Origin of the sequence: Reyranella sp., assembly GCF_004297405.1 — a bacterium.
Taxonomy (GTDB): Bacteria; Pseudomonadota; Alphaproteobacteria; order Reyranellales; family Reyranellaceae; genus Reyranella.
In genome coordinates this window covers 132,083-155,814 of the sequence record NZ_SCVC01000015.1, presented here as the reverse complement: position 1 = coordinate 155,814, position 23,732 = coordinate 132,083, and the positions used below count along the sequence as shown (strand labels likewise).

Genomic DNA, 23,732 nt, shown 5'->3' with positions numbered 1-23,732 from the left:
TGTGGGCAACCTGCCCTATTCGGTCACGTCTGAGCGTCTGTCTGAAGCCTTCTCTCAGTTCGGCACCGTTACATCTTCGAAAGTGATCGTGGATCGCGAGACCGGCCGCAGCCGCGGCTTTGCCTTCCTCGAGATGGAAACCGATGACCAGGGCGCCGCGGCCATGCAGGCCATGAACGGCGCGTTGTTGGATGGCCGTTCAATCGCCGTACGTGAAGCTGTCGAGCGTCAGCCCGGTGGTGGTGGCGGTGGTGGATTTGGCGGCGGTGGCGGTGGTGGTCGCGATGGCGGCGGCTTCCGTCCGCGCGGCCCGCGTCCGCCCTACGGCGGCGGCGGCGGTGGTGGCGGCGGCTACGGTGGCGGCGGTGGCGGTGGCTATCGCGGCGGCGGTGGTGGCGGCTACGGCGGCGGTGGCGGTGGCCGTGATGGCGGCGGCGGTGGCTATGGCGGCGGTGGCCGCGACGGCGGCGGCGGTGGCGGTGGCTACGGAGCCCGTGATGGCGGTGGTCCGATGCGCGACCGTCGCGCCGACTTCTCTGGTCCCCCGCCGGCGGCCGGCGCTCCCGCCGATGCCGGTGGTGGCGACTTCGGTCGTCCGCGTCGCCGCGAAGGCGGTGCTCCGGATCGTCCGCGTCGCGAGCGGGACTACGAGCCGCGCAAGCGTGGCTTCGACGACGACCAGTAGAATCCCGATCCGGCGCTTGCCGGATTTGATCGAGAAACGGAAACGCCGGAGGACCTCCTCCGGCGTTTTTGTTTGCGCCTGCCACGGTGGTGCTATGCTTCGCGCCTTCGGCGGAGGCGGGCATGAAGCGACGGTCGGCGCTTATAGGCTCTTTGGCAGCTATGGCCACGGCGACGTCAGCGCGTGCGGAGACACCCGTCGACCTGCAACTTGTTCTTGCCGTCGACGTGTCGCGTTCGATCGACGAGGTCGAAGCCGAATTGCAGCGGCGTGGCTATGTCGAGGCGCTGACCAACGATCGCGTGATCGACGCCATTCTCTCCGGCGAACACAAGCGCATTGCCGTCTGCTACACCGAATGGGCTGGCACGCACTATCAAGTCGTCGTGCTCGACTGGACGGTGATCGACAGCGCCGGCGCGGCACGGCGCTTCGCCGAGAAGCTTGCTGAAGCGCCGCGCACGTCGCAGAGCTGGACCGCGGTCGGCGCCGCTCTCGCCCATGCCGGGCAACGTTTCGAGAATTCCGATTTCGTGCCGAAGCGCCGCGTCATCGATATCTCGGGGGACGGCCGCACCAACGACGGGCCGGCGGCGGAGATCATACGCGACAGGCTGGTGTCACAAGGCGTTGTGGTGAACGGCCTGCCGGTCATGATGAACCGCAACAATTTTGGCCGCCCGCCCGACCTCACCCTCGACAAGTATTACGAGGAGAATGTCATCGGGGGTCCGGGGTCGTTCATGGTGGTAGCCGACAATTTCGACCATTTCGGCCGCGCGGTGCGGACCAAGCTGGTCCGCGAGATTTCCGATGCCGGCGGCCCACGGCGCTCCTCACCCGCCTGACGGGCTTTCCGCGCGAAACTTGCCAATTTCCCTTGGCCGGAGAGGTGCTAGAGCATCGTGCAGTCGACTGCACGATGCCGAAGACGGAGATGCCCGTAACATTTGCGTTTCCGATCAAGGGGAACCGCTTACGCGGTTCCCCTTGATCGCAAGCCGCTCTAGGCCGCATCATCCGCGCGCGACGGATTCAATGAACGGAGCCCTTTCCATGCTGGCCAATGACCCGGTCACACAGGCGCGGATCGATCTCACCACAGCCTTGCGCGCGGCGGCGCGCCATGGCCTGAACGAGGGTGTCTGCAATCATTTCAGCATGACCGTGCCGGGCCGCGAGGATCTCTTCCTCGTCAATCCGCAAGGCCTGCACTGGTCGGAGATCACGCCGTCCGACATCGTCATGGCCGACGGCGACGGCAACGTCATCGAGGGCAAGTACGAAGTCGAGGCGACTGCCTTCTATATCCATGCCCGCATCCATGCCGGCAACCCGCGCGCCAAGGTCGTGCTGCACACCCACATGCCCTATGCGACGGCGCTGACGTCGATCCAGGACGGGCGCATCGAGATGTGCACCCAAAACGCCTTCCGCTACTGGGACCGCATCGCGTACGACGAAAAATATGGTGGCGTCGCCCTGTCGAACGACGAAGGCGAGCGGATGTGCCGGGCTATGGGCGACAAAGACATCCTCTTCCTGCGCAACCACGGCATCATCGTTTCGGGTCCGACCGTTGCCCAGACCTACGACGACCTTTATTACCTCGAACGCGCCGCGATGGTGCAGGTGCTGGCCATGCAGACCGGCCGGCCGCTGCACAATATCGACGACGCGATGGCCGAGCATACCGCCCGGCAGATCGCAGGCGAGGCCCAGCAGGCCTTCCTGCATTTCGAGTCGCTGAAGCGTATGCTCGACCGGGACGAACCCGGCTGGAGCAGGCTCGCGGCGGCCTAGGGTATTTTGGGGGACATGATGCGTATTGCCGCCACTCTCGTCGCACTCTCGACACTGGGGCTCGTCGATCCGGTGATGGCACAGGGCTACGGCGCCGTCGGGGCGGGTCCGAAGCTCGGCGAGCTCGAGATCAGGGCCTATCAGAAGATTCCGAAGACCAAGGTGGCGGTGCAGCTCACCTCCGACACCCACCTCGCCCGTGAGCTGCGTCGGCAGGTGATGGTTCGCCTGCAACAGCGCGGCAACGAAGTCGGCTTCTCCGGCGGCAACATCATGCGTATGGATGTCAGCTACTTCGACCTGATGGGCGGCAGCGACCAGCGCACGGAAGGCACGATCGGCGGACAACCCTACTACGCCGAGCCGGGCTCCAATCCGCGCCAGACCCTGCCGGCCAACCCGATCGGCCGCTACGACGGCAAAACGCCGTCGACCTCCGGCCCGACCTTGCGCGTTTCGCTGACGCTCTACGAAGCGAACACAGGCAAGGTGCTGTGGCTGGCCACCGGCTCCTGCGTCACGCAATCCAACAATGCCCAGCGTGCCGGCGAGGCGATGATCAACAATATGTTCGACAGCGCCGACAACAACCGCGTCGGCGACGCCGGCTGCCTGCTCTAACCGCTTCACAAGACATCACGAAGGAAACGTCATGCCGCGTCTGACTCCGCTTGACCTGAACAAACTCACCCCTGACCAAAAGCAGGTGGCCGACGCCATCCTGACCGGACCACGCGGCGGCCTGCGCGGTCCATTCGAGCCCTGGCTGCGCAGCCCGGTGCTGGCCGATCGGGCGCAGAAGCTCGGCGAGTACTGCCGCTTCAACAATTCGCTGCCCAAGGACCTGTCGGAACTGGCGATCTGCCTGATTGGTCGTCACTTCAAGGCGCAATTCGAATTCTATGCTCATGCACGACTCGCCAAGGAGGCGGGCCTTTCCGCCGATATCGTCGAGGCGATCCGCGTGCGCGCCACGCCGCCCTTCAAGCGCGATGTCGAGAAGGTGGTCTACGACTTCGTCACCGAATATCTCGAGACCAACCGGGTCGCCACCGCCAACTACAGGCGCGCGATCGATGCCTTCGGCGAACAGGGCGTCGTCGATCTGGTGGGCGTGTGCGGTTACTACATGCTGGTCTCCATGACCCTGAACGTCTTCGAAGTGCCGCTGCCGCCGGGCGAGCCCGACCCGCTGGCCTGAGACCGTCGAATGGATATCGCGAGCCTCGCTCTCTTCTTCGCCGCCGCACTGGCGATCGCGATATCGCCCGGACCGGGCCTCCTCTACGTCGCCGCCCGCACGCTCGCAGGGGGCCACAACGAGGGCCTGGCTTCGAGCTTCGGCACGGGGCTCGGCGGGCTGGTTCATGTCGCGGCCGGCGCCATCGGCGTTTCCGCGCTGGTTCTGGCGAGCGCGGAAGCCTTTACGTTGCTGAAAATCGTCGGCGCGATCTATCTCGTCTGGCTGGGCGTCAAGGGCTTCCGCGAGTCCGGCATCGCCATCGAAACCAAGGTCGCCGCTACCGGCGCGGCCCGCGCCTTTCGCGAGGGCATCGTTGTCGAGGCGCTGAACCCCAAGACGGCGGCATTCTTCCTGGCCTTCCTGCCGCAGTTCGTCGATCCGGCAGCCGGCCCGGTGTGGCTGCAGTTCGTCGTGCTGGGCCTGATCTCCGTGACGCTCAACACGGCGGTCGATGTCGTCGTCACGTTCCTCGCCGCGCGGGCTCGTGCTGCGGCCGTCGCGCGGCCTAGCCTGCTGCGCCGCCTGCGCCAGGGTGCAGGCCTCGCCATCGCCTCGCTCGGCGTCTCGCTTTTCTTCGCGCGACGGCCAGTGGCTCTCTAAACGTTACTCCTCGAAGATCGCGACGGCGCGCGTCCAGCCGGCCGAAGCGCCGCGGATCTTGTGCGGAAAGCAAGCGATGGTGAAGCCGTCGCCCGGCAACGACTCGAGATTGTGCAGCTTCTCGAGATGGCAATAGCCAATGTCGCGGCCGGCCTTGTGACCTTCCCAGATGATCGACGGATCGTGGTCCTTAGCCCACTTCTGGGCGGTGAAATAGAACGGCGCATCCCAGCTCCAGGCATCCGTGCCCGTGAGCCGCACGCCCTTCTCCAGGAGATAGATGGTGGCGTCATAGCCCATGCCGCAGCCGGAATTCACGTAGTCGTTGTTGCCGTAGCGCGAGCCGGCGCGCGTGTTGACCACGACAATCTCGAGCGGCTTCAGCTCGTGGTTGATGCGCTTCAGCTCCTCCTCGACCTCCTTGGCGGTGATGACATGGCCGTCGGGCTTGTCGCGGAAGTCGAGCTTTACGCCGGGCTGGAAGCACCATTCGAGCGGCACTTCGTCGATGGTGATGGCGCGCTCGCCCTTGTTCATCGTCGGATGGAAATGATACGGCGCGTCGAGATGCGTGCCGTTGTGCGTCGAGAGGTTGACGGTTTCGACCGCCCAGCCCTGGCCGTCGGGCAGGTCTTCCTTCTTGAGGCCGGGAAAGAAACCCGCAATCTGCGCCGCCGTATTCTCGTGCTTGTGATACTGGATCTTCGGCCCGAACGGTTCGGGATCGGAGATCACGTCGTTCTCGAGATAGATCGAGAGGTCGACAAAACGGCGGGGCATGGCGGTCTCCTTGTCTTCAGGGACCAGTGAGCGCACTCAGGATCGAGCGGGTCAGCAGCTTGCCGATGCACTTCTGGCCGAAATCGTTGAGGTGCAGTCCATCGAGCTGCACGAACTGGGCATAAGGCATGCCGTCCTCGTACCAGGCACGCATGATGTCGTAGCGACGGAAGAGACCCGCGGAATATTCCTTTGCCGCCTCGGCCATCACCCTCTCATAGGCCTCCTTGTCGAGGGCGGCCACGACGGCGGGAACATACTGCAGGTTCATCAGCACGAAGTCGGCCCCCAACGACTTGCCGAGGGCGAGGCCGCCACGCAACGTCTTGCCGAACTTGTCGAGCGGCATTTGGCGGATCGCGGCATTGGTGCCGGTCTGCCAGATCACCAGCGATGCTGGATTGTGCTGCATCTCGGTGCGCATACGCGCCGCCATTTCCTCGACATCCTGGCCGCCGATGCCGCGATTGATCACCTCGATATCGACACCGGGCAGGCCCTTCTCCAAACCGATGCGCAACTGCGTGGGATAGGCGAAGGCCGGATTGGAGGCGCCGTAGCCGGAGGTCGATGACGAGCCGAGCGCGATGATGCGCAGTTGCTTGCGCTCGGCGACCGCCTTGCGTGCCACCGGCAGTGGCGCGCCGAGGTCGAGCAACTCGGGTTTGGCGCGACAGAGCGTCATGGATTGCGCCAAGACCGGTGAGACCGGCGAGCCTACCAGGACCGCTGCCATCAACAGAAGAAGACGAAGGATCGGCCTCACTTGAAGGCCTCGGCAACAGGTTGCCGGCGCGCCGACGCAGTCGGTCCACCGCCCTTGGACCAGGCAACGAGATAGGCGGCCAGACACATAATCGCGATGCCCCCAATGCTCACGATGATCTGCGACAAGATCGAATCTTCATAGTAGCCGACGATCACCTGGCCGCTCAGCGCCAGGAAGGTACCGATACAGAATATAAGCAACGAAGCTTCACCGCATCTGCGAAGTGGCTGCCAGATTGGCCAGCGGAGGCTGGGCGCATCGATCGGTACCGCCAGCCGGACCAACCAGGCGACAGACAGGAAATGCAGAAGCCTAAGGATGTCGATGTTGGTCTTGTCGATCGGATAGATCAGCCGCCCTACCCAGTGCGGAACCAACCGCTCCAGCGGATTATAATGCCAGGACAAGGAGATAAAGGCCGCGAACAGGATGAAGGCGATGGCCAGGGTGGTCAGTAGCCCTCTGAAACGGTCCAGCCAGGAGAGCTTGGGGCCGAGTACCGCGCAGGCCGCCCCGACGTAGAAAACGACCTGCCAAGCCATGGGATTGAAGTACCAGACCTTCTCGTCCGGATAGGCTGGCAGGTTCCAGTTAAAGTGGCACGTCGCCGCATAGAGGCCGATCGAGGCCGCAATCACGGCGAACGGCCAGCGCACGACCAGGGGCAATACCAGCGGGAAGGCCGCCAACAGCATGATGTAGAGCGGCAGCACGTCGAGATTGACGGGCCGGAACTTCAGCAGCGCCGCTTCGAGAATGGCGCGATAGGGATTTTGCCCCAGGCCCAGCAGTTCCATTTCCTCGATCAGCGCCGGCGTATCGCGCGCGATGGAGACCCAGGCGATCTGCGCCGAGAAGGCGACGAACAGCAAAATGTGCGCGACATAGAGCTGCCAGACGCGACGGTAGATGCGGGCGGCGGCGCGTGTCCACCCCTCCTGCTCCATCATGCGGCTGTACGCGATCACGGCGGTGTAGCCTGAGATGAAGACAAAGATCTCGGTCGCGTCGCTGAAGCCGTAATTGCGGACGGTCAGCCAGCTCACGATGTTGGTCGGGATGTGGTCGAGGAAGATGAACCACAGCGCCAGCCCGCGGAACAGGTCGAGACGGATGTCGCGAACGGATGCACCGGCCATGGTCTATTGGTACCGCAGGCAAATCGGCTGCGCTACGTTTCGCCGTGGAGGAATGAATGGCCAAAACACCCCTGCTTCTCGTACCTGGCGTACTGTGCTCGCCGCGCCTGTTTGCCGCGCAGGTCGCAGCCCTCGAAGGTCAGGCCGAGATCGTCGTACCTGACTGGCGTCAGGCGCCGCTTTCGATCTGGGACACCTGGGAAAGTGCTGCACGCTGGGTAATCGACCAGATGCCGGCGGAAAAGTTTGCCCTGGCCGGCCTGTCACTCGGCGGCATGCTGGCGGTCGAGATCATGCAGTTTGCCGCAGACCGTGTGACCAAACTTGCTCTGCTCGACACGGGCATGCGCAGCCAGAGTGAAGCGGAGCGCGCGATCCGCCGCGCCCGCATCCGGCTCGCCAACGAAGGCCGTTTCGAACTGGTCCTCGGCATGCAGATGACGCGCTTCATTCCGGCCTATCGCCTGCCCGACAAGCCGCTGGTCGATGAGGTGATGACGATGTGTGGCGAGATCGGCGTCGAGATCTACAAGCGCCAGGAAGAGCTGGCAGCGATCCGGGTCGATCGGCGGCCCGACTTGCCGCGCATCAAATGCCCGACGATCGTGGTGTGCGGCCGCGACGATGCGGCAACGCCACTGTTCCTCTCGGAGGAGATGGCCAAGGCCATTCCCGCCGCCGCGCTCGTCGTCGTCGAGCAGTGCGGGCATCTCGTCACCATGGAGAAGCCCGAGGAGACCAATCAGATCCTGAAGTTTTGGCTCAACCGATGATCTTCTTCTCGCGCAGCGCCGCCACTTCGGCGGTGCTGTAGCCCGCGATCTCGCGCAGCACCTGGTCCGTGTGCTCGCCCAGCGCCGGCGGCGGGCGCGTGTCGTCGACCGGCGTGTCGGAGAAGTGGTAGTTGGAGCCGATCAGCGGCACCTCGCCGACGCGTGTGTGCTTGTAGGTCTTCAGCATGCCGCGGCGCTTCACCTCGGGTTCGTCCAGCGCCTCCTTCATGGTGCGGATCGGCCCGGCCGGGAGGTGGCGCAGCTTATGCGCCCAGTTCTCCTTGGTGTCGGTCTTCAGCACCTCTTCCATCAGCCGCGTCAGCTCGGGCTTGTTCGCGACGCGGTTGGCCACGGTGTCGAAGCGCGGATCGGTTAGCCATTCGGGGTGGCCGAGCGCCTTGCAGGTATCTCCGAACAGCTTCTGGTTGGCGACGGCCATGTAGATCTTGCCGTTGCTGGTCTCGAACGAGCTGTTGGGCGCAGATGCGAAGTGACCGTTGCCGGCACGCTTCGGCTGTTCGCCACCGATGAGATAGTAGGAGCCCATGTTGCCGAGACAGGCGAGCGCGGTGTCGTAGAGCGCGAGGTCGACATGCTGGCCCTTGCCGGTATCACGCCGCGCGTAGAGCGCCGCGTTGACCGCGGCCGTCGAATGGATTGCCGTCATCGTGTCGACGATCGCGATGGCGTGACGCAGGCCTTCGCCGTTGGCCTCGCCGTTCACGCTCATCATGCCCGACTCGGCTTGCAGCACGGGATCGTATCCCGGCCGGTCCGACAGCGGCCCACTCTGGCCGTAGGCCGAGATCGAGAGATAGATCAGCTTGGGATATTTCGTATGCAGGCTCGGGTAATCGAGGCCGTATTTCTTCAATACGCCCGGCCGGAAGTTCTCGACCATCACGTCGGCCGAAGCGAGCAGCCGGTGCACGACTTCCTGGCCGTCGGGCTTGGCGAAATCGAGCGCCACGCTCTTCTTGCCTCTGTTGTAGGTCATGAAGAAGTGGCTCTCGCCCTTCTCACCGCCGACCCGCGGGCCAGCGCCCTTGCGCGTGTCGTCCCCGCCGTCGGGGTTCTCGATCTTGATGACCTCGGCGCCCATGTCGGAGAGCATTTGGGTGCACATGGGACCCGCGATCACGCGGGAAAAATCGACGATGCGAATGCCGTCGAGCGGCGGACGACCAGATGTTGCCATGGCTGCAAGGTAGGACTGCGAGCGGCGCGCTGTCCATGCGCGCGCGTTTCGTTAGACTACAACACCATGAGCAATTTTCGCATGTCGCTGTCTCGCCGCGGCCTTCTCGCCCTTCCTGTTCTTGCAACCTTGCCGCCGCTGCGGACAGCCCTTGCGCAGACCGAAACCTTCCCGACCAAAGCGATCCGCATCATCGTGCCTTTTGCGCCAGGCGGATCGGGCGACATCACGGCGCGGCTCGTCGGCAAGTACATCGAAGACAAGACCGGCCAACCCTTCGTGGTCGAGAACAAGCCAGGCGCCAATGGCATCGTCGGCGCACTCTCGGTGAAGTCGGCTGCGCCCGATGGCTACACGCTGATGCTGGCGACGACCTCGACCAACGCCGCCAACATCCACATGTACAAGAACCCGGGCTACGACCCGGAAAAGGACTTTCAGGTCGTCGGCATCATCGGGTCGAGCGGCGCCTTCCTCGTCGTGCCAGCCACCAGCCCCTACAAGACGCTGGCCGACCTGCTGGCCTATGCCAAGGCCAATCCCGGCAAGCTGAACTTCGGCTATTTCAATGCAAGCTCGCAGGTGCCGGCCGAAGTTCTGGCCAAGCGCGCCGGCGTCGAATGGCAGGGCGTCGCCTACAAGGCGATCGGCAACGCCTGGACCGACCTCTATGCCGGAAACATCCAGTTCATGTTCGTCGACCTCACTGCCGGCCGTGGCCAGGTGGTGGCCGACAAGGCGCGGCCGCTCGCCCTCACCTTGCCCGCGCGCAGCCCACTCTATCCCGATCTTCCGACCTTGGCAGAGACCTTCCCCGGCTTCACCAGCACGGGCTTCCTCGCCATCGCTGTGCCTAAGGCCACACCCAAGCCGGTTCAGGAACGCCTGAACACGCTGATCAACGAAGCGCTTACCTCGCCCGAGATCGCCAAGCGCCTCGCGGAGGAATTTGCCCTCACCTCGCGCCCGCTCACGTTGGAGCAATGCGCCCAACAGGATCGCGACGAGCGCGCCAAGTGGGCGGAGTATGTGAAGATCGCGCGGATCGAGCCGCAGTAGGCAAGCCGCGAAACCCGCGATCCGATCGCTTCACTCCTTAGGTCGCAGCAGGTTCAGCATGTCGACCGGCAGCGGGAAGACGATCGTCGAGCTCTTCTCGCCCGCAATGTTGCTCAAAGTGCCGAGGTAGCGGAGCTGCATGGACTGCGGGTTGCGGGCCATGATGTCGCCGGCCTGAACCAGCTTCTCGGCAGCCTGCAACTCGCCTTCAGCGTCTATGATCTTGGCACGGCGCAGACGCTCGGCCTCGGCCTGGCGAGCGATGGCGCGCACCATCTTCTCATCGAGGTCGATATGCTTCAGCTCGACGTTGGAGACCTTGATGCCCCAGGCGTCGGTCTGCTCGTCGAGAATGCGCTGGACGTCGGCGTTCAGCCGGTCGCGCTCGGCCAGCATCTGATCGAGCTCGTGCTGCCCCACGACCGAGCGCAGCGTGGTCTGCGCAAGCTGGCTGGTCGCCTGGTCGAAGGCTTCGACCTGGATGATCGCTCTTTCGGGATCGAGCACGCGGTAATAGACCACGGCATTGACGCGCACCGAGACATTGTCGCGCGAGATGACGTCCTGCGGCGGCACGTCGAGCACGCGGGTGCGCAGATCGACCCGCACCATGCGCTGCACCACCGGGATGACCAGGATCAGACCTGGCCCCTTGACCGCCTGCAGGCGGCCCAGCGTGAACACCACGCCACGCTCGTACTCGAGCAGAACGCGGATCGACATGGCCACGATGGCAACGATTGCCGCGACCGGCAGCAGCCAGGCAAAGATTTCGATGGTCTGCATGGTCATTGCGTCTTCTCCCCGATCCGGCCGACGTGGAGCGTGAGGCCGTCGCGACGATCGACCCTCACGCGCGTGCCAGCACCAAGCGGCTGGCTGGCGCGCGCCGACCAGATTTCGCCGTGCACACGGATGCGGCCGCGACCGCCCTGCTCGCCGGCCTGCCAGTCGAGCACTTCGCCTTCCAGGCCGATCATCTGCTCGGCGCCGGTCGCCACCTTCCGCCGGCGAACGCGCATGATCATACCGACCAGCCCGAACAACAGCAGCGCGTTGGTCGCCACGGCGGCAATCAGCACCGGCCAGGCGACGGAGACGTCGATGTCGGCGCCGGCCGGATCGAACAGGAACAGCCCGCCGAGCAGGAAGGCGACGGCGCCGCCCACACCCAGCACGCCGAAGCCCGGCAGGAAGACCTCTGCCACCATCATCGCCAGCCCGGCGACCAGCAGCGCCACGCCGGCGAGGTTGAGCGGCATGACCGATAGCGCCATCAAGCCCACGATTAGGCAGATCGCCCCGACAACACCGGGTGCGATGTGTCCGGGGCTCATGAACTCGAAGATGATGCCGTAGACGCCGATCATCAGGAGGATGAAGGCAACGTTGGGGTCGGTCAGAACGGCCAGCACCCGCGCCTTCCATCCCTGCTCGACGACGACCAGCCGGGCATGCCGCGTCGCCAGGACGTGCTCGCCGTCGCTGGTGCGCACCCGCCGGCCGTCGACGCGATCCAGCAGATCGGCGACGCTCGTGGCCAGCAGGTCGACCACTTTTTCTCGCTCGGCCTCCTCGGCGGTGAGGGTCGCGGCCTCGCGCACCGCCTTCTCCGCCCAATCGGCATTGCGGCCGCGCATCTGCGCCAGGCTACGCAGGTAGGCCACCGCGTCGTTGGTGATCTTGCGTTCCATGGCGCCGCCAGCGCCTGCGTCCTGGCCTTCCTTGGGTTTCTCCGGCTGCGGCGATATCGGCGGTGCTCCCATCTGCACCGGTGTGGCCGCACCGAGATGCGTGCCCGGCGCCATGGCCGCGAGATGAGCGGCGTAGCTAATGTAGGTCCCCGCACTCGCCGCGCGCGCGCCGCTTGGCGCAATGAAGACGGCGACGGGAACTGGCGAGGCAAGGATCGCCTGGATGATGTCGCGCGTCGCCGTCACCAGGCCACCCGGCGTATCGAGGCGCAGCACAATCAGCCCTGCCTGGGCAGCACGCGCCTGCGCGAACGCCTCGTCGATCAGGTGGACGGTGCCGACGCCGATCGCGCCCTTGACGTCGACCACGACGATCGGTGCAGGCTCGGCCCGACCGGACATGCCGCCCCCCGGCTCCGATTGCGCAAAGGAAAGCGCGACCGAGCCGATGACGCACAACAGGCCAAGAATACCGGCGAGTCGCAAACGCATCGTCGCCTCCGCGGCCATCATCGATCTCCGTGAACCGGCCGCGGCGTTACGGTAATCTTCACGGCCACAGGACGACAAGCGAATTTGGCTACCGTGCCTCAGCGCGCTCCGTTCAGCCGGTCGTGCCGCGCGCGGATTTCGGGCGGCCAGGTGCTCTTGATATAGGCGAGGATGGCCGCGATGTCGTCGTCGCTGAGCTGCGCACCGAACGCCGGCATGTCGGTGTTGTGGCCCGGCGGATAGGCGGCGGGGCCGAGCTTGGTGATACGGAACAAATCGATGTCAGGGTGATGCCAGGTATGGCCCGACGCATCGTGCGGTGGCGCCGGCAGTCGGCCGTTGGGTAGCCGCTTCTGCCAGTTGGGCTGCCCTTCGAGATTGGCGCCATGGCAGGAGGCGCATGCTTCGGCGTAGAAGCGCCGGCCGGTCTCGGTCTGGCGCCGATCTGTCGGATCGATCCGCAGACCGTCCGTTGCTCCAAGGACACCATAAAGTGTCCCGGCTGCAATCGCGGCGATGCCGAAGACCACCGATACTTTCCAAACGCGTCGCATGCTACTGGCCTTCTTCTCTTTCACCCGGGTCGTCGTCGCGTGGGGTGATCTGCGGCCAGCATTCCTGTTCGAGGCAGGCGACCTGCACGATCCGACCGGAGCCCCGGCACGTCACTTCATAGAGCGTAACCGACGTCGACAATTCCTTCGGCACGACGCGCGCCGGGCTGCAGCCCAGCTTGTCGAGGACCACCTGAAGCTCGCGGTCACTCGCACTTGCCGTATCGGCTGCCGCCCAGGCAGCGGCGGCCATCGCCACCGCTGCCAGCGACCGGCTCACTTGCCCTTGTCCATCGACGTGATGGTGATGGCGCCGTTCACGCGATCGGCCTCGAACCTGACCTTGTCGCCGGCCTTGACCTTGTCGAGCATGGCAGGATCGGCCACGCGGAACACCATGGTCATGGCATCCATGTCGAGATTCTTGATGGGCGCGTGTTTCAGCGTGATCTTGGCGGCTGCCTTGTCGACCTTCACGACTTCGCCGCTCACCAGATGGTTGCTGGCGAAAGCTGTTCCCGCAGCCAACAACGCAACCGCTATGGCCGAAACAAACGTTCTGATCATCGGACGCTCCTCTACTGGACGGTGATGGTGCCGAACATGCCGGCCTCGCGATGCCCGGGGATCAGGCACGAGAAGTCGAATTTGCCGGCCTTGGTGAACTGCCAGACGATCTCGCCGGTTGCCTTCGGCTTCAGGCGCTTCGCATTGGGATCGTCGTGCTCCATGTCGGGGTTCTTCTCCATTTCCTTCATGTGCTTGAGGTTCTCTTCGACAGTGCCGACCACGAACTCGTGATCGAGGACGCCGTTGTTGCGCAGCTGAAAGCGAACCTGCTCGCCACGACGCACCGTGAGCGTGTCGGGCTGGAACAGCATCTTGCCGTCGGACTCGCGCATAACGATCTGGACGATGCGCGCCGGCTTCTTGGGGTCGCCGGGTTTTCCGTAGGCCGTCTCAGCGCCATGGCTGTGGCCGGGATCGGCCCAGGCCGTCGTCGACAGCAAACCGACGGCGAGGCCGGTCGCAAGCACAGCGAGAAGTTTCATCGTTGCCTCCTTGTTGAACATTATTTGTGATTGCCGTGGCCACTCGGCTTGACGACGCGCAGCGTCTCGCCGGGCTTTGTCGCAGGAGCTGCGCCGGTTGCCGGAACGGGTGCGCGCGTCGTCGCCGGCGCAGGCCCCTTCCATTCCCAGGCAACCGTGCCCGGCGGGTGCTGGTACCAGCCGGGATCCTTGTAATCGCCGGCTGCCAGCCCCTCGCGCACCTTGAGGACGGTGAACATGCCGCCCATCTCGACGGCGCCGAACTGCGCGAAGCCCGTCATCATGGGCAGGGTGTTGTCCGGCAGCGGCATCTCCATCTCGCCCATGTCGGCCATGCCGGCGCTGCCCATCGGCATGTAGTCGGGCACGAGCTGCTTCATCTGTCGCGCGAAGGTGCGCTTGTTGACGCCGATGAACGTCCGGAGGTCGTGCCCCATCGCGTTCATCGTATGGTGCGACTTGTGGCAGTGGAGCGCCCAGTCGCCCGGATAGATCGCGTCGAACTCGTAGGCACGCATCCCGCCGACGGGGATGTCGATCGTGACCTCGGGCCAGCGTGCCTCCGGCCGCACCCAGCCGCCATCGGTGCACGTCACCTCGAAGTCGTAACCGTGCATATGGATCGGATGGTTGGTCATAGTGAGATTGCCGACGCGCACGCGCACCCGATCGCCCTTGGCCACGACCAGCGGATCGATGCCCGGAAACACCCGTGTGTTGAACGTCCACATGTTGAAGTTCGTCATCTCCGCGACCTTCGGGACATAGTTGCCCGGCTCGATGTCGTAGGCGGAGAGCAGGAACACGAAGTCGCGGTCGACCCGGTGCAGCTTGGGATCACGCGGATGGACCACGAAGAAGCCCATCATGCCCATCGCCATCTGCACCATCTCGTCGGCGTGCGGGTGGTACATGAACGTCCCGCTCTTCTTCAGCTCGAACTCGTAGACGAAGGTCTTGCCGGGTTTGATGTGCGGTTGCGTGAGGCCGCCGACGCCGTCCATGCCGCAGGGCAGCAGCTGGCCATGCCAATGGATGGTGGTGTGTTCGGGCAGGTGGTTGGTGACGAAGATCCGCACCTTGTCGCCTTCCACCGCCTCGATGGTCGGGCCGGGGCTCTGGCCGTTGTAGCCCCACAGCCGGGCGATCATGCCCGGCGCCATCTCGCGCTCCACCGGTTCGGCGACGAGATGGAATTCCTTCCAGTCGCCGTTCTGCCGCCAGGGCAGCGTCCACCCGTTCAGGGTCACCACCGGCTGGTAGTCCGGCCCGCTCGTTGGATAGAGCGGCGGCTGCATGGTGTTGGTCGTGACCCGGGGTGCCTCGGGGATCGATTGCGCCTGTGCGCGTCCGCTGATTGCGGCGGCGCCCAGCAGGGCAAGGCCCGAAGCCCCGACGAGATCGCGTCTTGAAAGAGTCATGGTCTGCTCCCTGGATCAGAGGCCGAGCGGCAAGGTTTCGGGGGGTGGTGTGGTGTTGATGACGCCGGAGGGCGGCACGGTTCCGCCGACGATCAACGCCGCCTGCAGGTCCGCGATGGCGAGATGGAAGTCGCGCAGCGCGTTCAACGCTGCAACATTCGCCGAGATGCGGTCGCGCTCCTCGACGAGGACTTCGAAGACATCGACCAGCATGCCGTTGTAGCGCAGCAGAACCTCCGAAGAGATTTGCCGGCGCAGGGGCAGGATGCGCGTCTGGTAGTAGCGCGCGATGTCGTAGGTCGCCCGATAGGTCGAATAGGCAAGACGAGCCTCCGACCTCGCATTCACCGATCGTTCGGTAAGCCGATTGATCGCCCGCATGTAGATCTCGCGCGCCGTCGTCACCCGGGCTTCGCCGGTGTCGAAGACGGGAATGACGATGCCGAGATCCAAACCGTAGCGGTTCTTCGACGATTGCTTGCCCTCGTCGTTGGTCTCGAGTTCGTTGCGATAACCCAGGCCAAGCTCGAGGAAGGACATGTAGCGCGTGGCTTCGACGAACCCGACCGACTTGGCCAGAGTAACGATCTCGTAGCGCAGGATGATCAGGTCGACCCTCCGCCGCATGGCTTCGACCTCGACATCGGCAAGGTTGTCGGCCGCAGCCGGAAGAACCGGCAGTCTCGATGGCAGCTTGTAGTCGAGGTCGCTGCCCCATAGGCCCATGATGCGATTGAGCGCTTCCCGTTCTCGCTTCTCGGCAAGCCGCGCCTGCGCGACCTGCGCGCTGAGCTCGGAATAAAAGGTCGTTACCCTCGCCTGATCGAGCTTGTTGGCGGCGCCGGTCTCGCCGAGCTGCTTCATCATGTTGGCCGAGGCGTCGGCGGTCTGACGGGCCTGCTCGAGCAGCGCGAGCTGCTGGCGGGCCGCCACCGCCCGCACGTAGGCGCGCCGGGCATCCACCGACAGGCTCAAAGTCGTGGCGACGGCACGATAACGGGCTTCCTCGAATTCGCGCTTCGCGATCTCGGACTTGCGCGGCAGCGTGGCAAAAGCCAGCAGATTGCCAACGAGCTGGAAGCCGACTTCGGCAAAGCCGCTGGGGCCGAAGACCCGCGATACAGTGAGCGCAGGATTGGGCGGCAGGGTCGCCTGGACATATTCCGCCTCGGAGATGCCGAGGTCGTTGTAGGCGGCCTGCAGACCGCGATTGTTGAGGAGCGCGATCTGGACAGCGGTATCCTCGCTCAGCGGTTCAGACAGCAGTGCCTGTACTCGCTCGCGGGCACGCTGCGTCGCCTCGGCCGAGGAGAGCTTCACGGCATCCTTGCCGATCTCGCCGCGCACAGTGTCGGTGACAGGCGACATGCCGCCGTCCGTCGTGAACTTGGCGCAACCACCCGCCAGCAGACCGACGAGAACCGTTGTCGTGACCTTGGAGAGCAGGGTCATGGCGTGCGCCCCGCGCCGGGCGCGACGCTGTCGTTCAGTTCACGCCAGGGCTTCAGCCCGACCGGCACATGCGGCGCCGTTCCGGTCATGACCGGTTGGTACGGTGCTGCGACGACAGGGGCCTCGGGGCTGGTCGGCCCGGTGGGCGACAGCTCCTCCAGAGGCGGCGAATTGCAGGCAGCTACGCCAAAGGCGAGCGCCAGGAATGGCAGATACTTCATGGGCGACGATCCGAACCAAGGGTGACCGACAGACAGGCAGTCGTGCTCCCGCCGCTCATGCGGCGTGGAGATCACCTGAGTTCGCGCAGATCGGGTGTCTGAAAGGACGAATCCAAAACGCAGGACCAGACACGCGCTTCTGGCGCGAGCTCAGGTCAGACGAGTCTGGGAGGTCGTTCGGTTCGGCCGTTCGAGCGGCCGACAAGCAGATCGGTCAGGCCGACGATACGGGCGCCATGGGGCGGCAAGGTCCCGACGGGATCCATCGGCGCGGCCGCGAGGGCGGCGTGGCAGGCGATGTTGCAGCAGTTGTTCGACGAGTGGTCCGGCGACTGATTCCGGGGACAGGGATTGGCATCGGCGTCGGTGTTGGCGGCTTCATCGGATGAAGCCTTCTGTGCCGCCTGGCCTTGCTGATCGTGTGCGTGATGCGTCGACGGTTCGGCCGCAACGCGCCCATCGTGGCGTCCGTCATGTGCAAAGGCTGCACCCGCGGAAACGACGAAGCCGAATCCCACCAACGCGAGCAGGAGTGCTCGCATCAGGTAGCTCAGGGGATTGGCCGACCGCATGGCGCACAAAATGTCTTTCGCTTCAGGTCTTGTCAATCGCGCCGACCATTTTTCAGTCACCCAACCCCCGCAGGGTATAGGCGATATGCCTGATTAACGGCGGCGACTGTCGAGGACTTCCAGCAGCTCGTCGATCTTGGTCTGGCGCTCGCGCGTCGACCCCGCGTGAAAAGCGTGCGCAACGCAATGCCGCAGATGATCGCTGAGCGTTTCCTGCTCGACTTTATCGAGGGCTGCGCGCACGGCACGAACCTGCGTGATCACGTCAATACAGTAGCGATCTTCCTCGATCATGCGAGCAACACCGCGCACCTGGCCTTCAATGCGGCTGAGCCGCGCGAGCTGGGATTTCTTGAGCTTCTCGTCCATGGCTTGAAATATACCCCCGTAGGGTATAGATGGCAAGCCATGAAGCACGATTGCTGCCAGCACGACCACCACCATTCCCACGGCGCCGAAGACACGGCGACGGATCCCGTTTGCGGCATGAAGGTGAAGATCGCCACGGCCAAGCACACGACCGTGCATGACGGCGAGACCTACTATTTCTGCAATCCCAAGTGCCTGCAGAAGTTCACCGCTGAGCCGCTGCGCTACCTGAAGCCATCCGAGGTACCGCAGGCCCCGGTCGCGCCCGGCACGATCTTTACCTGCCCCATGCACCCGGAGATCCGTCAGGTCGGCCCCGGAAGCTGCCCGATCTGTGGCATGGCCTTGGAGCCGGCCGAGGTCTCGCTCGACGACGGCCCCAGCGAAGAACTGGTCGACATGACACGGCGCCTGTGGATCGGCCTCGTGCTCGCCATCCCCGTCGTGATCCTGGAGATGGGAGGACACCTCGCCGGCCTGCACATGCTGGTCGGCCAGAAACTCTCAAATTGGCTGCAGTTCGCATTGGCGACGCCGGTCGTGCTGTGGGCCGGCTGGCCGTTCTTCGTGCGCGGCTGGCAGTCCCTCCGGACGCGCAATCTCAACATGTTCACCCTGATCGCGATGGGTACCGGCGTCGCCTGGACCTACAGCGTCGTGGCCATCGCCCTGCCCGACCTCTTCCCGCCAGCCTTCCGCGGCGCCGACGGTACGGTCGCGGTCTATTTCGAGGCCGCTGCCGTGATCACCGTCCTGGTCCTGCTGGGCCAGGTGCTCGAACTGCGCGCCCGCGAGCAGACGTCGGGCGCCATTAAGGCGCTGCTCAATCTCGCGCCCAAGACGGCGCGCCGGCTGAAGGATGATGGCACGGACGAGGAAGTCTCCCTCGACATCGTCGCGGCCGGCGACCGCCTGCGCGTGCGGCCGGGCGAGAAGGTGCCGGTCGACGGCGAAGTGATCGAGGGTCGTTCGTCGCTCGACGAATCGATGGTCACCGGCGAGTCCATGCCGGTGACCAAGGAACGCGGCGCCAAGGTGATCGCCGGCACGCTGAACACGACGGGCGGCCTCGTCATGCGCGCCGAGAAGGTGGGTCGCGACACGATGCTGTCGCGCATCGTCCAGATGGTTGCCGAAGCGCAGCGTAGCCGCGCGCCGATCCAGCGGCTGGCCGACCAGGTTTCGGGCTACTTCGTTCCGATCGTCATCGCCGTTGCCGTCGTGGCTTTCGCGGCCTGGACCGCCTTCGGCCCCGAACCGCGGCTGGCCTTCGGCCTCGTCGCGGCGGTGACGGTGCTGATCATCGCCTGCCCCTGCGCACTGGGCCTGGCGACGCCGATGTCGATCATGGTCGGTGTCGGCCGCGGCGCCCAGGCGGGCGTGCTGATCAAGAACGCCGAAGCGCTGGAACGCATGGAGCGCGTCGACACGCTGGTTGTCGACAAGACCGGCACCTTGACCGAAGGCAAGCCCAAGCTGGTGTCGATCGTGCCGGCTGCAGGTGTCACCGAGGACGAGGCATTGCGCCTGGCGGCGGCTGTCGAAACGGCGAGCGAGCACCCGCTGGCGTTGGCGATCGTCGCAGCGGCGCGCGAGCGCAATATTTCCCTGCCGTCGGTGTCCGACTTCGACTCGCCGACCGGCAAGGGCGCGCTGGGCATTGCCGACGGCCGCAAGATCGTGCTGGGCAATTCCCGATTCCTTGGTGAACAGGGTATCGATACGGCAAGCCTCGAAGGCGAGGCCGAGCGGCTGCGCGGCGAAGGTGCGACGGCGATCTTTCTGGGGGTCGACGGCAAGGCCACCGCGGTGCTGGCCATCGCCGATCCCGTGAAGGAGACGACACCTGAGGCGCTGCGGGCGCTGGCGGCAGAGAAGGTGCGCGTCGTCATGTTGACTGGCGACAACCGCACGACCGCCGAGGCCGTGGCGCGGCGGCTGGGCATCACCGAGATCGAGGCCGAGGTTCTGCCCGAGCAAAAGAGTGCGGTGATCGAGAAGCTGCGCCGCGAAGGCCGGGTCGTGGCCATGGCCGGCGACGGCGTCAACGATGCGCCGGCATTGGCCGCGGCCGAGGTTGGCATCGCCATGGGTACGGGCACCGATGTCGCGATCGAAAGTGCAGGCGTCACCCTGCTCAAGGGCGACCTGATGGGTATCGTCCGTGCCCGGCGGCTGTCGGAGGCGACAATGGCGAACATCCGCCAGAACCTTTTCTTTGCCTTCGTCTACAACGCGGCAGGCGTTCCGATCGCAGCGGGCATCCTCTATCCGTTCTTCGGAATTCTGCTGTCTCCCATCATCGCCGCCGCCGCCATGGCGCTAAGTTCAGTCAGTGTGATCGGCAACGCGCTACGCCTGCGGCGACTCAAGATCTGACGTCGAAGCTGCGACAATTCGGAACGGCCGTGTCGCTTTACGCTTGATCTCCGGCGGAGCGGATCGGAAATTGGATGAACTATGCTTCTGATCCGCCGATCGCACCGCGCAGCCAACGCCGTCCGGACAGTGTCTCCGAGCGGCGAGCTGTTCGTCGCCTCGGTGGTGATCTGCATGATCCTGGCCGCCTATGGTGACGCCGTCGATCCGTCGGTGTTCGGCGAACTGGGTTTCGAATATGCCCTGTTCGATCTCGGCGGCGAGTTCTCTGTGCTGGCGATGCGGCACTGGCATCTGTTGCAGCTTCTGCTGGCCGGTGGCGTGATGGCGACAGGCATCATGGTGTTGCGCATCGTCGCTGGTGCCTTCTTCAGGCCGCTGGAACCCGCCCCGCCGCGGAATACCGAGAAAGTGCCCATCAAGCTCTGACAACGGACTTAAAAGCGCCACCGCCCCTCGCGGGGACGGCGGCACACGCATACTCGTTGTTGGAGACTACTCGTGGAACTCGATATCTTTTCGACAGGCTTCCTGTCGGCACTTCTTGCCATCGTCCTGATCGACCTCGTGCTGGCGGGCGATAACGCCCTGATCATCGGCCTGGTCGCCCGCAATCTGCCCAAGGAGAGCCAGAACAAGGTCATCTTCTGGGGCACCTTCGGCGCCATCGCCATCCGCGCCTTCATGGCGATCATCGTGGTCTACATCCTGGCCGTGCCGGGCTTCATGCTCGTCGGTGGTCTCGCTCTGGTCTGGATCGCCCGCAAGCTGCTGACGCCCGAGGGCGGCGGCCATGAGGAGAGCCACCTCGCCAAACCGGCCACTACCTTCGCCGGCGCAGTGCGCACCATCGTGATTGCGGATGCGGTGATGGGCGTCGACAACGTGCTGGCGATCGGCGGCGCCGCGCACGGCAGCGTCCTGCTGATCGTCCTGGGCCTCGCCATCAGCGTGCCGATCATCGTCTGGGGCAGCAAGCTGGTGATCAAGCTGGTCGACCGCTTCCCCTCGGTCATCCTGCTGGGCGGCGCGGTACTAGCCTGGACGGCCTACACCATGATCATCCGCGAGCCGTTCCTGGTCTCGTGGTTCGAAGCCCATCCCGCCAGCAAGCTGGTGACCGCGGTGCTGATCTTCTCGATCTCGCTGGCGCCTTGGTACGCCGAGCGCCTGTCGCCGCAGATGAAGCCACTGACCGTGCTGCTGCCGGCGCTGCTGGTCTGGATGCTGGCGTTCGAAGTCGCGGGCTCGGTGTGGAAAATGCAGGTCGACTACCTGCGCGCCACCAGCGAAGGCGAATATTTCCTCGAGGGGCTGCGTTGGATCGGCTGGCTCCCGCTCGCCGCCCTCTTCCTGTGGGCACGCGAGCAGTTCCTGCAGCGGAACCAGCGGGCTGCCCGCGACACACGCTGAGGTGAAGTCTGCGATGCTTGCGGGGCTCATGACCGCGGCGTAGGACCGCGAAAATGTCCCGCAAGCTTCCACTACTTCTGGCGATTCTTTTCGCATCCTTTCTGGCGCCGTCGGCTGCAATGGCCGACGACGCTTCCTATTGCGCCGAACTGTCGAGCCTCTACCGCCGCTACCTGGGCAACCAGGGTAACGGCCAGATCTTTCCCGACGTCACCGCCGGTGTTGCCATGGATGAATGCGCCAAAGGCAACTACGCGGCAGGTATCCCCGTGCTGGAGAAGAAGCTCACCGACGGGCGCTTCACCCTGCCAAAGCGCACCTAGCGTCGGCTTGCCTGCAGCGAGAGGGCGAGCGGCAGCCACTGCTTGTCGGGCCAGTGCCAGTCGCCGTCGTCACGTTTCACCAGGACCTGGAACATCTGCCATGGCACCTGCGCGTGCTCGTGCAGCCAGTCGAGCGACAGGCCGGCCTCGATCAGACCGCCGACGATGCCGGACAGAGGATGCATCCAGCTCACGTTGGTCGCGTTCACCAGCCTGGCGTCGGGATCGGCGTAGTCGAAACCGTCGTTCATGACGAGTGGCTCGCGCTGGAAGTACGGCGCGAAATAGCCCGGCATCCCGTCGGCCAGCTTCGTCTCGTTGTCAAACACATAGGCAGACGGATGACCGTCGGCATAGTAGAGCCGGCCACCGGGCTTCAGGAACTGCGCGACGATCGCAGCCCAACGCTTGATATCGGGCAGCCAGCAGGTGGCGCCCCAGGTGACATAGACCAAGTCGAAAGACGCTGCTCGGCCGACAGCGGAAGGCGCGTCATAGAGATCGGCGCAGATGAAACGCACCCGATCGGCCAGCCCCAAGTCGTCGGCGAGGCTGCGTGCAGCGGCAATCGCCGGCTCCGAGAAATCGAGGCCCGTCACCATGGCGCCGCGCTGAGCGAGGCAGAGCGTGTCGGCGCCGAAATGGCACTGCAGGTGCAGCACCTCGAGACCGCGCACGTCGCCGAGTTCCGCCTCCTCGATCGCGTTCAACTTGCCGCGACCAGCACGCAACGGTGCGAGATCATAGCCCGGCGCCTTGAGGTGGACGTCGACCCGCTCGTCCCAATTGGCGCGATTGATCGCGCGCCAATCTTTATCTGCCGTCACGACACGACAAGATCGGCGCCGGTCAACCGCCGATAGGCCTCGAGGTAGCGCTGACTGGTCGCCTCGACGACTTCAGGCGGCAACCGCGGCGCCGGTGCCTCGCCGTTCCAACGACCGGCATGGCGCTCGACATCGAGCCAGTCGCGCAGCGGCTGCTTGTCGAAACTGGGTTGCGGCCTGCCGGGCGCATAGCCATCGGCCGGCCAGAACCGTGAACTATCGGGCGTCATCACCTCGTCGATCAGCAGGATCTCGCCCGAGTTGGTGCGGCCGAACTCGAACTTGGTGTCGGCAATGATGATGCCCTGCTTCAGCGCCACGTCCCGGCCCTTTGTGTAGACCAGACGAGTCAGCCGCTCGAGTTCGGCGGTGACGTCGGCGCCCAGCACCTTCTTCATCTGCGCGATGGTGATGTTCTCGTCATGGCCGCTCTCGGCCTTGGTCGCCGGGCTGAAGATCGGCGGATCGAGCCGACCGCTTTCCTGCAAGCCCGCCGGCAGCGTCTCGCCGGCCAGGGTGCCCGTCTTGGCGTATTCACGCCAGGCCGATCCCGTGATGTAGCCACGCACGACGCATTCGATGGGAAACACCGTGCCGCGCTTGCAGAGCATGGCGCGGCCGGCGATCTCGTCGCGATGGCCCTTGAGAGCCGGCACCGCCGCGACGATCTCGTCGGCGTCGGCCGAGATCATGTGATGGCTGACGACGTCGCCCAGTTGACGGAACCACCAGGCGCTGACCTGGGTCAGCACCGCGCCCTTCTGCGGGATGGGTTCGGCCATCACCACGTCGTAGGCACTCACCCGGTCGGTCGCTACCAGCAGCAGCCGGTCGCCGTCCGCGGCATAGACATCGCGCACCTTGCCACGGGCGATCCGTTCGAGCGGCAGGTCGCTTGTCGTCATCAGCACCAT

Annotated in this window: 29 protein-coding genes; 12 read left to right on the top strand and 17 right to left on the bottom strand. The window is 64.9% G+C overall.

Annotated features, from left to right (window positions below; translation table 11 throughout):
• From EPO50_RS13175 to EPO50_RS13150, 6 genes are all read left to right on the top strand, one after another.
• Positions 1-685: RNA-binding protein (locus EPO50_RS13175; RefSeq protein WP_296344685.1), on the top strand; the 685-nt coding region annotated here is incomplete at its 5' end.
• 122 nt (positions 686-807) lie between these two features.
• Positions 808-1,533, top strand: coding sequence for a DUF1194 domain-containing protein (locus EPO50_RS13170; RefSeq protein WP_296344683.1), 726 nt, complete (start codon positions 808-810; stop codon positions 1,531-1,533).
• Positions 1,534-1,741: 208 nt separating this feature from the next.
• Entirely contained in the window at positions 1,742-2,488 is a 747-nt protein-coding gene (locus EPO50_RS13165; protein WP_296344681.1) for an aldolase, read from the top strand.
• Between the two features lie 15 nt (positions 2,489-2,503).
• Positions 2,504-3,109 (top strand): hypothetical protein, encoded by a 606-nt coding sequence (locus EPO50_RS13160; protein WP_296344679.1) that lies wholly within the window; start codon positions 2,504-2,506, stop codon positions 3,107-3,109.
• Positions 3,110-3,140: 31 nt separating this feature from the next.
• A complete protein-coding gene (locus tag EPO50_RS13155; RefSeq protein ID WP_296344676.1) occupies positions 3,141-3,689 on the top strand; it encodes a carboxymuconolactone decarboxylase family protein in 549 nt (182 codons plus the stop codon).
• Between the two features lie 9 nt (positions 3,690-3,698).
• Entirely contained in the window at positions 3,699-4,331 is a 633-nt protein-coding gene (locus EPO50_RS13150; protein WP_296344675.1) for a LysE family translocator, read from the top strand.
• Positions 4,332-4,334: 3 nt separating this feature from the next.
• Here EPO50_RS13150 and EPO50_RS13145 read toward each other — a convergent pair whose 3' ends face one another.
• Genes EPO50_RS13145 through EPO50_RS13135 form a run of 3 tightly spaced genes read right to left on the bottom strand, consistent with a single transcriptional unit; the run spans position 4,335 to position 7,019 of the window.
• On the bottom strand, positions 4,335-5,111 hold the full coding sequence (locus EPO50_RS13145; RefSeq protein ID WP_296344672.1) for a cyclase family protein: 777 nt from the start codon (positions 5,109-5,111) through the stop codon (positions 4,335-4,337).
• 16 nt (positions 5,112-5,127) lie between these two features.
• Positions 5,128-5,877: an SGNH/GDSL hydrolase family protein gene (locus EPO50_RS13140; protein ID WP_296344670.1), complete on the bottom strand. Its 750-nt coding sequence runs from the start codon at positions 5,875-5,877 to the stop codon at positions 5,128-5,130.
• Positions 5,874-7,019 carry an OpgC domain-containing protein gene (locus EPO50_RS13135; RefSeq protein ID WP_296344669.1) on the bottom strand — a complete coding sequence of 382 codons (1,146 nt, stop codon included), beginning with the start codon at positions 7,017-7,019 and terminating at the stop codon, positions 5,874-5,876. The genes EPO50_RS13140 and EPO50_RS13135 overlap by 4 nt, the downstream gene beginning before the upstream one ends.
• A gap of 56 nt (positions 7,020-7,075) precedes the next feature.
• Here EPO50_RS13135 and EPO50_RS13130 point away from each other — a divergent pair, with 56 nt between their 5' ends.
• A complete protein-coding gene (locus EPO50_RS13130; RefSeq protein ID WP_296344667.1) occupies positions 7,076-7,792 on the top strand; it encodes an alpha/beta hydrolase in 717 nt (238 codons plus the stop codon).
• Here EPO50_RS13130 and EPO50_RS13125 read toward each other — a convergent pair.
• A complete protein-coding gene (locus tag EPO50_RS13125; protein WP_296344665.1) occupies positions 7,782-8,990 on the bottom strand; it encodes a CaiB/BaiF CoA-transferase family protein in 1,209 nt (402 codons plus the stop codon). The genes EPO50_RS13130 and EPO50_RS13125 overlap by 11 nt on opposite strands.
• Before the next feature lie 66 nt (positions 8,991-9,056).
• Here EPO50_RS13125 and EPO50_RS13120 point away from each other — a divergent pair, with 66 nt between their 5' ends.
• The gene (locus EPO50_RS13120; RefSeq protein ID WP_296344663.1) at positions 9,057-10,049 is read left to right on the top strand and encodes a tripartite tricarboxylate transporter substrate binding protein; all 993 of its coding nucleotides are present in this window, start codon (positions 9,057-9,059) and stop codon (positions 10,047-10,049) included.
• Between the two features lie 30 nt (positions 10,050-10,079).
• On the opposite strand, the gene EPO50_RS13115 is transcribed toward EPO50_RS13120, so the two are convergent.
• From EPO50_RS13115 to EPO50_RS13065, 11 genes are all read right to left on the bottom strand, one after another.
• Complete coding sequence (locus EPO50_RS13115) at positions 10,080-10,835, bottom strand: slipin family protein (protein WP_296344699.1); 756 nt, start codon at positions 10,833-10,835, stop codon at positions 10,080-10,082.
• Between the two features lie 2 nt (positions 10,836-10,837).
• A complete protein-coding gene (locus tag EPO50_RS13110; protein WP_296344662.1) occupies positions 10,838-12,235 on the bottom strand; it encodes a nodulation protein NfeD in 1,398 nt (465 codons plus the stop codon).
• A gap of 98 nt (positions 12,236-12,333) precedes the next feature.
• Positions 12,334-12,789, bottom strand: a complete 456-nt coding sequence (locus EPO50_RS13105) for a cytochrome c (protein WP_296344660.1) — start codon at positions 12,787-12,789, stop codon at positions 12,334-12,336.
• Position 12,790: 1 nt separating this feature from the next.
• Entirely contained in the window at positions 12,791-13,069 is a 279-nt protein-coding gene (locus EPO50_RS13100; protein ID WP_296344658.1) for a hypothetical protein, read from the bottom strand.
• The gene (locus tag EPO50_RS13095; RefSeq protein WP_296344657.1) at positions 13,066-13,356 is read right to left on the bottom strand and encodes a copper-binding protein; all 291 of its coding nucleotides are present in this window, start codon (positions 13,354-13,356) and stop codon (positions 13,066-13,068) included. Before EPO50_RS13095 ends, EPO50_RS13100 begins: the two co-directional genes overlap by 4 nt.
• Positions 13,357-13,367: 11 nt before the next feature.
• On the bottom strand, positions 13,368-13,841 hold the full coding sequence (locus tag EPO50_RS13090; RefSeq protein WP_296344655.1) for a cupredoxin family protein: 474 nt from the start codon (positions 13,839-13,841) through the stop codon (positions 13,368-13,370).
• 20 nt (positions 13,842-13,861) lie between these two features.
• On the bottom strand, positions 13,862-15,262 hold the full coding sequence (locus tag EPO50_RS13085; protein ID WP_296344652.1) for a copper oxidase: 1,401 nt from the start codon (positions 15,260-15,262) through the stop codon (positions 13,862-13,864).
• A 15-nt stretch (positions 15,263-15,277) separates the two neighbouring features.
• The gene (locus EPO50_RS13080) at positions 15,278-16,714 is read right to left on the bottom strand and encodes a TolC family protein (protein WP_296344651.1); all 1,437 of its coding nucleotides are present in this window, start codon (positions 16,712-16,714) and stop codon (positions 15,278-15,280) included.
• A complete protein-coding gene (locus EPO50_RS13075; RefSeq protein ID WP_296344650.1) occupies positions 16,711-16,935 on the bottom strand; it encodes a hypothetical protein in 225 nt (74 codons plus the stop codon). Before EPO50_RS13075 ends, EPO50_RS13080 begins: the two co-directional genes overlap by 4 nt.
• A gap of 155 nt (positions 16,936-17,090) precedes the next feature.
• A complete protein-coding gene (locus tag EPO50_RS13070) occupies positions 17,091-17,507 on the bottom strand; it encodes a hypothetical protein (protein WP_296344648.1) in 417 nt (138 codons plus the stop codon).
• A 93-nt stretch (positions 17,508-17,600) separates the two neighbouring features.
• Positions 17,601-17,876 carry a metal-sensitive transcriptional regulator gene (locus EPO50_RS13065; protein WP_296344646.1) on the bottom strand — a complete coding sequence of 92 codons (276 nt, stop codon included), beginning with the start codon at positions 17,874-17,876 and terminating at the stop codon, positions 17,601-17,603.
• A 39-nt stretch (positions 17,877-17,915) separates the two neighbouring features.
• On the opposite strand from EPO50_RS13065, the gene EPO50_RS13060 reads away from it, so the two are divergent.
• From EPO50_RS13060 to EPO50_RS13045, 4 genes are all read left to right on the top strand, one after another.
• Entirely contained in the window at positions 17,916-20,255 is a 2,340-nt protein-coding gene (locus tag EPO50_RS13060) for a heavy metal translocating P-type ATPase (RefSeq protein ID WP_296344644.1), read from the top strand.
• 81 nt (positions 20,256-20,336) lie between these two features.
• Positions 20,337-20,684 (top strand): hypothetical protein, encoded by a 348-nt coding sequence (locus EPO50_RS13055; protein ID WP_296344642.1) that lies wholly within the window; start codon positions 20,337-20,339, stop codon positions 20,682-20,684.
• A gap of 72 nt (positions 20,685-20,756) precedes the next feature.
• Positions 20,757-21,668: a TerC family protein gene (locus tag EPO50_RS13050; protein ID WP_296344641.1), complete on the top strand. Its 912-nt coding sequence runs from the start codon at positions 20,757-20,759 to the stop codon at positions 21,666-21,668.
• 53 nt (positions 21,669-21,721) lie between these two features.
• Positions 21,722-21,991, top strand: coding sequence for a hypothetical protein (locus tag EPO50_RS13045; RefSeq protein ID WP_296344639.1), 270 nt, complete (start codon positions 21,722-21,724; stop codon positions 21,989-21,991).
• On the opposite strand, the gene EPO50_RS13040 is transcribed toward EPO50_RS13045, so the two are convergent.
• Together EPO50_RS13040 and EPO50_RS13035 are read right to left on the bottom strand one after the other, a co-directional pair.
• Entirely contained in the window at positions 21,988-22,818 is an 831-nt protein-coding gene (locus EPO50_RS13040) for a bifunctional 2-polyprenyl-6-hydroxyphenol methylase/3-demethylubiquinol 3-O-methyltransferase UbiG (RefSeq protein WP_296344637.1), read from the bottom strand. The genes EPO50_RS13045 and EPO50_RS13040 overlap by 4 nt on opposite strands.
• On the bottom strand, positions 22,815-23,732 hold the full coding sequence (locus EPO50_RS13035; RefSeq protein ID WP_296344636.1) for a phosphoribosylaminoimidazolesuccinocarboxamide synthase: 918 nt from the start codon (positions 23,730-23,732) through the stop codon (positions 22,815-22,817). The genes EPO50_RS13040 and EPO50_RS13035 overlap by 4 nt, the downstream gene beginning before the upstream one ends.